This is a genomic window from Paractinoplanes deccanensis, from assembly GCF_016862115.1.
Classification (GTDB): domain Bacteria; phylum Actinomycetota; class Actinomycetes; order Mycobacteriales; family Micromonosporaceae; genus Actinoplanes; species Actinoplanes deccanensis.
Genome location: NZ_BOMI01000112.1, coordinates 20,834 through 30,511, shown reverse-complemented (window position 1 = coordinate 30,511; position 9,678 = coordinate 20,834). Strand labels below are relative to the sequence as shown.

8 protein-coding genes and 1 pseudogene are annotated in these 9,678 nt (G+C 73.0%); 2 read left to right on the top strand and 7 right to left on the bottom strand.

Annotated elements, in window-relative coordinates; translation table 11 throughout:
• From Ade02nite_RS28035 to Ade02nite_RS28030, 3 genes and pseudogenes are all read right to left on the bottom strand, one after another.
• Positions 1-705: hypothetical protein (locus Ade02nite_RS28035; RefSeq protein WP_203770324.1), on the bottom strand; the 705-nt coding region annotated here is incomplete at its 3' end.
• Positions 698-994: pseudogene (locus Ade02nite_RS50785) on the bottom strand (hypothetical protein); the annotation flags it as partial. The gene Ade02nite_RS28035 and the pseudogene Ade02nite_RS50785, both read right to left, overlap by 8 nt.
• Entirely contained in the window at positions 897-2,462 is a 1,566-nt protein-coding gene (locus Ade02nite_RS28030; protein ID WP_203770322.1) for a GGDEF domain-containing protein, read from the bottom strand. The pseudogene Ade02nite_RS50785 and the gene Ade02nite_RS28030, both read right to left, overlap by 98 nt.
• Before the next feature lie 151 nt (positions 2,463-2,613).
• Here Ade02nite_RS28030 and Ade02nite_RS28025 point away from each other — a divergent pair, with 151 nt between their 5' ends.
• Positions 2,614-3,996, top strand: coding sequence for a M28 family peptidase (locus tag Ade02nite_RS28025; RefSeq protein WP_203770320.1), 1,383 nt, complete (start codon positions 2,614-2,616; stop codon positions 3,994-3,996).
• Positions 3,997-4,109: 113 nt separating this feature from the next.
• Positions 4,110-5,237, top strand: a complete 1,128-nt coding sequence (locus Ade02nite_RS28020) for an acyltransferase family protein (protein ID WP_203770311.1) — start codon at positions 4,110-4,112, stop codon at positions 5,235-5,237.
• A 1-nt stretch (position 5,238) separates the two neighbouring features.
• On the opposite strand, the gene Ade02nite_RS28015 is transcribed toward Ade02nite_RS28020, so the two are convergent.
• The 4 genes from Ade02nite_RS28015 to Ade02nite_RS28000 are packed head-to-tail and all read right to left on the bottom strand — an operon-like array spanning position 5,239 to position 9,450.
• Positions 5,239-6,510 carry a M48 family metalloprotease gene (locus tag Ade02nite_RS28015; RefSeq protein WP_203770309.1) on the bottom strand — a complete coding sequence of 424 codons (1,272 nt, stop codon included), beginning with the start codon at positions 6,508-6,510 and terminating at the stop codon, positions 5,239-5,241.
• 14 nt (positions 6,511-6,524) lie between these two features.
• Positions 6,525-7,799, bottom strand: coding sequence for an ABC transporter permease (locus Ade02nite_RS28010; RefSeq protein WP_203770306.1), 1,275 nt, complete (start codon positions 7,797-7,799; stop codon positions 6,525-6,527).
• Positions 7,796-8,476, bottom strand: a complete 681-nt coding sequence (locus Ade02nite_RS28005; RefSeq protein ID WP_203770305.1) for an ABC transporter ATP-binding protein — start codon at positions 8,474-8,476, stop codon at positions 7,796-7,798. Before Ade02nite_RS28005 ends, Ade02nite_RS28010 begins: the two co-directional genes overlap by 4 nt.
• Entirely contained in the window at positions 8,473-9,450 is a 978-nt protein-coding gene (locus tag Ade02nite_RS28000; protein ID WP_203770304.1) for an efflux RND transporter periplasmic adaptor subunit, read from the bottom strand. Before Ade02nite_RS28000 ends, Ade02nite_RS28005 begins: the two co-directional genes overlap by 4 nt.
• Positions 9,451-9,678 lie beyond the last annotated feature (228 nt).

Here is a 9,678-nt window from a genome sequence, read left to right as displayed (position 1 = left end):
AGTTCCACCGGTCGTGCCCGTGGCGCCGGTCGTGTCGGTGGCGCCGGTCGCGCCAGTATTGCCAGTGGCGCCGGTGGTGTCGGTCGCGCCGGTGGCGTCAGTTCCGCCGGTCGCGCCCGTGGCGCCGGTCGCCCCCGTCGTGTCGGTCGCGCCAGTAGTGCCGGTTCCGCCCGTGGCGTCAGTCGCGCCCGTCGTGTCGGCCCCACCGGTGGTGCCGGTCGTTCCGGTCGCGCCGGTGCTCGTGCCGTCGGTCGCGCCGGTCGCACCCGTGCTGCCGGTTCCGCCCGTCATGGAGCCGTCCTGCTGGCCGCCGGACTGCGCCCCGGACTGCGCCCCGGACTGGGCCCCGGACTGGGCCCCGGACTGGGCCCCGGACTGGGCCCCGGACTGCGCCCCGGACTGCGCCCCGGACTGGGCCCCGGACTGGGCTCCGGACTGAGTGCCACCCTGCTGGCCCTGCCAGGGCGAGCCGCCCCCCATGGGCCAGCTGCTGAAGCTGTCCAGGCCGGGCAGGCCGTCGAAGCTGAAGATGGCGATCACGATGCCGGACATGCCGGATCCGTGATCGGGAGGCGGGGTGTACGCGCCGGCCATCGCGTTGTCGGGATCGTTGGCGAGGGCGCCCTGCGCGGGGCCCAGAGCCATGGCCGCTCCGGTGAACAGGCCCATGCCGGCAAGGGCCAGCCGGCGGCTTGTCTTACGCATTTCTTTTCCTCCCGGGTCTTCGTGATGACCCGGTCAGCTCAACACATGAGCCGAATTCATTTCCGGTGGTCATGCCAATTAGGCGGAAGTTTTTCCTGTGGCCGGTGACGCCCCTGGTGAAGCGCGAAGCGCTCAGGTTAGACCGCCATTGTGCAGGGTATTCGGGCCCCGGAAAAGAATGGCGAATCGAGTCATGCGGCCGTGGGCCGCACGGCGAGTGATTCGCATTCTTCGACGTCGTCTCCGCCGCGCCTTTTCGCCCGGTACATGGCGGCGTCGGCGCGGCGCACGATTTGCTGGAGGTCGACGGCGGGGCCGCCGGCGACGCCGACGCTGAGGGTGGCGGGGCAGTCCGGCAGGGCGCGCACGGCGTCGACCATGCGGCGGCCCATCTCGTACGCGGTCGCGGCGTCGAGGCCGGGCAGCAGCACCGCGAACTCGTCTCCGCCGAGCCGGGCGACCAGGTCCTCGTCGCGGACGTGGGCGGTCAGCGCCGCCGCGATCGCCCGCAGGGCCGCGTCGCCCGCGTCGTGGCCGGCCGTGTCGTTGATCTGTTTGAACTTGTCGGTGTCGATCATGAGGACCGCTACGTCGCCGTCCTGGGTGCGCCGCACGGCCTCGTCGAAGGCGCGCCGGTTGGCGATGCCGGTCAGCGCGTCCAGGTCGGCCGCGCGGGCCGCCTGCTCGTGGCTGCGGCGCAGCAGGTCGAGCGACTTCATCGTGGTGAACGAGTGCAGGGTGCGCTGGCGCTGCTGCCACAGGGCGGCGGCGAGCGTGGCGCCGTAGGCGAGCCCGGCCTTCGCGTCCGCCGAGCCGCGCCCGGCCAGCAGCAGCGCGTGGGTGTGGTGGGTCGCCGACGTGATCAGCACTCCCGCGTCGCCGGGGAGGGTGGCGACGGCGTGTTCGATGAGGCGCAGCGCTTCCCCGGGCCGGCCGGTGCGCCGCAGTGCCACGGCGTGGAAGGGCTGGCAGAACGCGACGATGAGCGCGCTCATCCCGTACGCCTGGAGCCGGGCTTGATGGTCGGCGATCTCGAGGGCCGCCGCGGCCGGGTCGTGCCGGTCGGCCTTGGCGCAGGCGGCGGCGAGCAGGGCGTACGAGCGCCACACGTCGGCGGCCGGACCGCTCACCTCGGCGGCCGCGCGGGTGGCGTACTCCTCGGCCTGTGCGGTGTGGCTCTCGGCCAGGGCGGCCTGGCCGACCTGGTAGAGCTCGAGCGCCCAGTGCAGGTGCAGCTCGGCCAGGTTGATCAGCCACATCGGGCGTTTGCCGCTCTGGCTGGCGTCGAGCGAGCAGATCTCGTACGCGGCCTCGTAGTGCTGCCCGACGAGCTCGTAGAGGCGCAGCTCCATGAGGGCGAGGGCGATGGAGACGCGGGCGTGCACGGCGGCCACCGGCTCGGTCTCGGTGACGGCGAAGCGTTCCGCCTCGACCAGGTCGCGCATGACGCCGTCGAGGTCGTAGTCGACGGCGTGGGTCTCGCCGAGCCGGGCGCGCTGCCCGGCGCGGGTGCCGAGCGCGCAGGCCCGCCAGCCGGGGCTGCCCTCGGCGTCGGCGGCGGTGAGCATGTCGTCCAGGGCGCTCTCGGCGGAGGCCGGGTCGCCGAGCACGTCGTGGCAGACGGCCCGGACGAAGTGCAGGCAGGCGCGGTCGCCGGCCCGGCGCAGCAGCGACCCGGCGCGGTCCAGCGCCTCGTGCGCGCCGCCCGCCTGCGCCTCTTCGAGCAGGCGCATGGCCTCTCGCATGACGTCGTCCATCGGCCCTCCCGGACGGGTACATCGGCAACCGGCCGGTAACTTGAGGGTTTCCTCGCCTATTGAAGATCGCTGATATTGCCCCTAGGTTCTTCCGCAACGGGGAACGATGGCCCACGAGGCCGCCGTCCTCGCCTGAGACGAGGAGGAGACCATGGACAACTCGGTTACCCGCCGCCGGATGCTGACCGTCGCGCTCGGCGGCGCGGCCACCGTGGCTTTGCCGGCGCCGGCGTGGGCGGTCACCGACCAGCGGCCCGGCGCGGCCGTTCCGCCCCGGCTCACCGGCCACGACCTGCAGGTGGCCCGCCGGGTCTCGGCCGAGCGCGCGCTGCAGCACCTCAAGGTGCTCTCGGTCGACATGGGCCCGCGCATCGGCGGCACCCGGTCCGAGAAGATCGCCGCGGACTACATCGCGCGGACCCTCGACCGGCTCGGCTACGACGTGACGCTCCAGCCGTTCCCGGTGGCCGACAAGTTCCTCGCCCAGCTCGACTCGCCGTACGGGCTGCCGCGCGACCTGTGCTGGCAGGCGGGCGCGTCCGGCCAGGGCGGTCTCGACACCCGGGTGCGGGCCTCGGTCGCCGACGTCGCCGCCGGCGCGCCGGAGAACTACCCGGCCGACGTCGCCGGCAAGATCGTGCTGGTCGACTACGTGGCGGCAAACCGCGACGCCCTGGTCGCGACCGCGGTGGCCAAGGGCGCCGCGGCGGTCGTCTTCCTCCCCGCCGACCTGGTGGAGCCGCGCCGCGCGTCGGCGTTCAGCCCGGTGCTGGCCGCCCCGGTCGCCATCCCGGTCGTCGGCGTCGCCCAGGCGCAGAAGCACCGGCTGCGCGCACTGCTCGCCCAGCGCCGGCTGATCCTGACCCTCTCCACCACGGCGCACCGCAACCTCACCTCGCACAACGTGATCGCGGACGCGCCGCGGCGGCGCCCGACCGGCACCGAGCCGGTGGTGATGGTGAGCGCCCACTACGACTCGGTGATCGGCGCGCCGGGCGCGAACGACGACGGCTCGGGCACCGTACTCAACCTCGAGCTCGCCCGCGTGCTGCGCCACCTGCCGACCAAGGCCCGGCTGCGCTTCGCCCTGTGGGGTTCGGAGGAGCAGGGACTGATCGGCTCGCGGTACTACGTGGCGCAGCTGCCGCAGGCCGAGCGCGACCGCATCCTCGCCGTGTTCCAGAACGACATGGTGGCGACCAGCTGGGACCCGGCGACGCGGTACTGGCTGCTGTCGTTCACCGGGCTGGCGAACCGGGCGACCGACGAGGTGGCCGCCGCCGCCGAGCGCCTCGGCTACACGCCGCGGATCTCGCCGGTGACGCTGCGCGGGTCCAGCGACCACCAGTCGTTCCAGGAGGTGGGCATCGCGGCGGCGAACTTCTCGTGGCGCGGCGAGGAGTCGCCGGCGCTGCTCGAGCCGCCGTACCACAGCCCGGAGGACACCATCGCCAAGAACATCAGCCTCGAGCGGTTGCAGGTGTCGCTGGAGCTGATCGGCTCGGCGGCGTACGCGACCGCCGTGCAGGGATAGCGGCGCAGGGATAGCGGACAGCTCACCCACAGCACACGAACAAGATCGGCTCCTAGCGTGACGGCGCGGCACTTCACGGCCGCGACTCATCGGTTGCTGTGGGAGGGGCCGTCGTGGCCGAGTCAAGACGCGACCGGTATTTCGATCTACTGCGGGTGCTGGCGATCATCCGGGTGTCGGTGTACCACATGTTCCCGTTCGCCGTCCTGGAGCTGGTCTTCCCGTCGATGGGCGTGATGTTCGCGCTCGCCGGGTCGCTGATGGCGAACTCGCTCGCCAGCAAGCCGTCCGCGCTCTCGGTCGTCTGGGGCCGGGTGCGGCGGCTGCTGCCGGCGTACTGGGTGCTGGGCCTGTTCGTGGTCCCGGCGATGCTGCTGGCCGGCTGGGACGAGCGGCCCGCGCTGTGGCATCTGATCGCCTGGGTGGTGCCGTTCGTGTCGCCGCCGTCGAGCGACTTCGGCCTCCAGGCGCAGGAGGTCATCTGGTACCTGGTCACGTACCTGTGGCTGGTGGCCCTGTCGCCGGTGCTGCTGTGGCTCTACCGGCGGGCGCGGCCGGTGACGGTGGTGCTGCCGCTCGCGCTGCTGCTCGCGCTGACGGTCTGGCCGGTCTGGCCGGCCAACCCCAACTTCCAGGAGGTGGGCACGGACCTGCTGATGTACGCGGGCTGCTGGATCCTGGGCTTCGCCCACCGCGACGGCTCCCTGCGCCGGATCAGCGGCTGGCTGGTGGCGGCCCTGGCCATCGTGTGCGTGGCCGGGGCGCTGGTGTGGGCGCACCGGCACCCGGACGACGGCGTCCTTCAGGACATGCCGGTCGCGTACGGGGTCTACCAGATCGGTTTCGTGCTGGCGCTGCTGCGGATCCAGCCGAGCATGGCGTGGCTCGCGAAGCGCCGCGGCCTCGACAACTGGGTCACGCTGATCAACGCCCGCGCGGTCACCGTCTACCTGTGGAACAACGTGGCGATCGCCCTGTGCTTCCCGATCGGCGACGCGCTCAACACGTGGATGTTCGGCGAGCTCGGCGAGGAGATCAGCTACTGCGTCGTCGCCCTGGCCCTGCTGATCAACGCGGTGCTCTTCTTCGGCTGGGTCGAGGACCTGGCGGCCAAGCGCCGGCTGCGCTTCCTGCCCTGGCCCCAGCCCGCGGCGGTCCCGGCGGTCCCGGCGCCCGCCCCGGTGGGCCGGGCGACGGTGCGTGTGCCGGCCTACGCCACCGCGGCGCGGCATCGGCCGTAGCTCAGTCGTGGACGATCTCCTTGAGCATCGTCCGGTGCAGCGCCTCGGCGTACGGAGCGATCTCCCGCTCCAGGGCTTCGGCCTCCGCCTCGGCGACGACGACGGCCGCTTCCACGCGGGGGCGGCCGTCGAGCCACTGGTAGCGCCGCCCGGGAGCGGGGTGAGAGGCGAAGAGCGAGGCATTCGCCCGGATGGACAGCTGCCGCCGCGCGGAAGCCCGCGCCGACTCGCGTTCGCGCACCGAGCGCAGCATCCGCCGCCAGGTCGCCGCGGCCTCGCCCTTGGGCACGTGGTGCTGCACGTACTCGGTGAGCACCGGCAGCGTGGCGAGCGCGTCGACGGCGCGCAGCGCGGCCCCGGTGCCGGCGGCGCGGGCGGCCATCTCGTCGGCGCGCAGTTCGACGGTCCGGTCGTCGCGGGCCGCGACCGAGTTGACCGCGAGGTGCGCCGCGAACAACAGCCACGACAGCAGGCCACCGGTGAGCTGCCAGGCCAGCAGGCCGATCAGTTGCAGGCTCGGCCCCAGGTCCGCGGCGGAGACCCGCGGCCGGACGAGCTCGGACAGCCGCCCGAACGTCAGGCGCGCCGGCATGGTGAGCAGGAGCCGCCGATTGTCGGCGTAGGCCAGGTGGCCGAGCTCGTGGCCGAGGACCGCGACCAGCTCCTCGGCCCGCAACGCCAGCAGCAGCTGGACACCGACGACCAGGACCCGCCGGGGGCGCGGCCCGGTGACGACCACCCCCGCGTTCCAGCCGAACGTGAACAGCACGATGTCCGGGCGCGGGGTGCCGAGCGCCGCGGCGATCCGCTCGATCAGCGCGTGCAGGACCGGGGCCTTCGCCGGGTCGACCCGATAGCTGGTCTTCAGCAACGGCCGCAGGCGGGCGAAGCGGGGCCGCACGGCCCAGGCGAGGCCGAGCAGGACGAGGCCGAAGACGACCGGCCAGAACGGGCCGCCCGCGACGATGAGCCACAGCCCGCCCGCGACGGCCGCGAGCGTCGCCAGCACGATGGCCGCCGACAGCGCGACCAGAAGGCGGTGGCCCCGGTGCCCGACCGGCTCCGGGTCGGCCGAGCGGGCGAGCAGCCGGTCGGAGCGGAAGCCGGCCCGCTGATCGGCGCCGGCGATCCTGTTCCAGAACCAGCTCATGCGCTCGTCGGCGGGGAAGTGGTCGAGGTTCCACTCGCAGCCGGCGCACCACGGCGCCTCGCCGGGCGCCGTGGTGAGCGGGGAGTCGCAGTGCGGGCATCCGGTACGGACCGTGGTCGTCACGGCGAACATTATGATCAGGCGCGCATGACCGTGGCGATCGGGATGCCGGCGGCGCGCAGGGCCGGGACGAACCCGCCGAGGACGCCGGCGACGATGCCCGCGATGATGCCGGCCACGCCGGCCTCCCACGGGAACTGCACGTTGTCGAGGATCGGGTGCGAGCCGCCGGCGAGCAGGACCACGGCCTTGAGGGCCAGGGCGCTCGCCCCGATCGCCGCCGCCGCGGTGAACAGGCCGGTCAGCAGGGTCTCGGCGAGCACGATGCCGGCCAGCAGCGAGCGCGGGGTGCCGACCGCGCGGCGCAGCGCGAACTCCTCGACACGCTCGCCGACCGTGGCGAGGCCGACGTTGAGGATGCCGGCGACGCCGATGAGCAGCACCAGGCCGGCCATCGAAAAGAAGATCAGCCGCATCAGGCGCAGCTGGTCCTCCTGCTCCTCGCGGTTGTTGATCGTGTCGACGTACGGCTCGACGCCCATGCCCTTGAGCTTGGCCACGAGCACCTGCTCGATCGGGGACGAGGGCGCCAGCGACACCCGCAGCTCGCCGCCCATGTTCGGGTTGACGAGGTTCGCGTTCGGCAGCCAGGTGGCCAGCTCGTCCGCGCGCACGTATGCCCGGGGCTCGCCGGTGCCGTCGTCGACCACCCCGACGAAGCGGGGCGTCAGGTTGGCCACGGCGCCGTTGACGCGCATCTCGGCCGGCACGTCGTACTGATCGAAGCCCTTGGCGGCCTCCTTGTTGAGCACCAGCCGCGGCGCCATCGACGGCACTGTCGAGAAGTCGAGCCAGCTGCCGGAGACCGGCCGGAACGGGCGGAACTGCCGGATGTCGCCGGTCAGCGCGGTCAGCCGCACCTCGATCGCGGCGCCCTGCGGGCCGGTCGGCTCCTCGCAGCGCCCGTCGGGATAGCAGACCGCCCCGCCCCAGCTCTGCCCGATCGGGGCGCCGCCCTCGTTGACCGGGCGCACGCCGGGCTCGCCGATGATGCCCTGCACGCCGATCGACGCGACCGCGTCGGAGCGCCCCTTCACCGCGGCGAGCACGGCGTCGACGGCCTTCTGCTCCGGCGGCATGTCGATCACGCGCGTGCCGTCGTACCCCCAGGTCAGCTCGTTGTCGGCGAGCAGGGCGCGCTCGGCGATGCTGGCGCCCGCCTGCACGACGACGACGGCGAGCACGCCCAGGAACAGGCTCACCATCGACAGCAGCGTGCGCAGCTTGCGCGCCCGGATGCCCTGCAAGCCGATGATCAGGGAGGACCGGAACCGGCCCGAGAAACGCTTCACGCGGGCACCCGTTCGGTCAGCACGCCGTTGACAAGGTCATGAATGCGGCCCATCCGGGCGGCGTGGTCCCGGTCGTGCGTGACCAGGACGAGGGCGCACCCGCGCGACGTCGCCGCGAGCAGCGCGTCGATCACGAGCGTGCCCGTCTCGGTGTCCAGCGCGCCCGTGGGTTCGTCGGCGAGCAAGACCTTCGGATCGCGTACGAGGGCACGCGCGATCGCCACCCGCTGCTGCTCGCCGCCGGACATCTTCGCCGGCCGGTTCTTGGCCAGATGCGCGATGCCGACCTGATCGAGCGCCTGCATCACCCGGGCCCGGCGCTCCCGGCGCGGCAGCCAGCCCTGGCCGTTGACCAGCGCCATCGCCACGTTCTGCGCGGCCGTCAGATGCTTGAGCAGGAAGAACCGCTGGAAGACGAAGCCGAAGTGCGAGCTGCGCAGCTTCGCGGCGCGGCGCTCCGGCAGCCGGCTGATGTCCTGCCCGGCGAGCAGGTAGCGGCCCTGGTCGGGACGGTCGAACAGGCCCACGACGCTGAGCAGCGTGCTCTTGCCGGAGCCGGAACGGCCGACGATCGCGACGCTCTGCCCGGCCGCGACCGACAGGTCCACCCCGTCCAGGATCGTGCGCGGCTCGGACTGCCCCTTGAGGACCTTGGTGACGCCGGTCAGCTCGATCACTTCGGGCCCTCGGCGGCGGGCAGGTCGGGGCCCGGCACGGCGATCTCCTCATCGCCGCGCAGCCCCGACTTGATCTGCACGACCTTGCCGTCGGTGAGGCCGAGCACCACGTCGACGGTCTTGCGGGTGCGATCCGGCGTGAGCACGTCGACCTTGCCGCGGCCCTGCGTGCCGGCGACCGCCTCGACCGGCAGCACCATCGCGTTGACGGCCCGGTCGGTCACCACCGACAGCGTCACGTCGGCGCCGTTGATGAGCTTGACGCTCGCCGGCGGCGCGCAGACCAGCCGCATGCCGGTCGACTCGGAGCCCTGCGGCCCCTGCTGCTCCGGGTTCTCGACCGGCGCGCTCTGCACCGGAGCCGGGCCGCCGGACGCCCCGGGCGTGGGAGCTGTCGTGGCCGGCGGGGGCGGCTCCGGGATCGTGCCCTCCGGCAGCGCCGCGATCGTGCCCAGCGTCGTACAGCTGAACGGTCCCGGCCCGTTCTTGATCTGCCCCTTGACCGTCTTGGCGGACCCCGAGACGCGGTACGCCTGCGCGCTGTCGATGTCGGCGACGATGCCGTAGCCGCCATGACGCGCCGACACGATCGGCATGCCCGCGGCCACCTCGGCCCGGTCCTCCATCAGCCGCCCCGCGAGCATCGACCCCTCGGGAATGTTGATGCGCCGCGGCGTGCCGTCATCCCACACGGTCGCCACCCACAGCGGCTGCGCGGCCGGCGTCTTGTTCGGCTGACGCTGCACGTACCGGATCTCACCCGCGGTCGGCGCGACGATGCCGAACACCGGGTTGATGGTCACCTTGCCGGAAAGGCTGATCTGGTTGGACAGATCCTGCCGCGTCGGCTTGACGCTCGTCAGGACCGTGCCGCGCTCCTCCAGCCCCGGCGTCCGCGCGGCCTCCTCGTCAGCCGTGCAGCCCGATAGCGCGGCCGCCACCGCGACCCCGAGGGCAAGCCCGCGTCTGTCCACTGCAGTCCCTTTCTCCGGCCCCACCGGGCACGTCCCCGCCCGGCGCGGCGAACCCTACAGGGATCACGCAAGCCCGTAACCGATCGACCACCGTGAGCGCGCACGGCCCGCCAGGGCGCACCGTGAGGTGCCTGCCCCACGTCCCGCCTTCCAACCCCGTCACGCAGACCCGCGAGCGCCTCGCGGGCGGTGTGCGCGTGAGGTGTCGTGCATCCACGAACGTTCGTC

What these genes read in the sequence shown, in the direction of transcription:
- Ade02nite_RS28025 (WP_203770320.1), top strand. Translation starts at nt 2,614, where the DNA reads ATGGACAACTCGGTTACCCGCCGCCGGATGCTGACCGTCGCGCTCGGC.
- Ade02nite_RS28030 (WP_203770322.1), bottom strand. Translation starts at nt 2,462, where the DNA reads ATGGACGACGTCATGCGAGAGGCCATGCGCCTGCTCGAAGAGGCGCAG.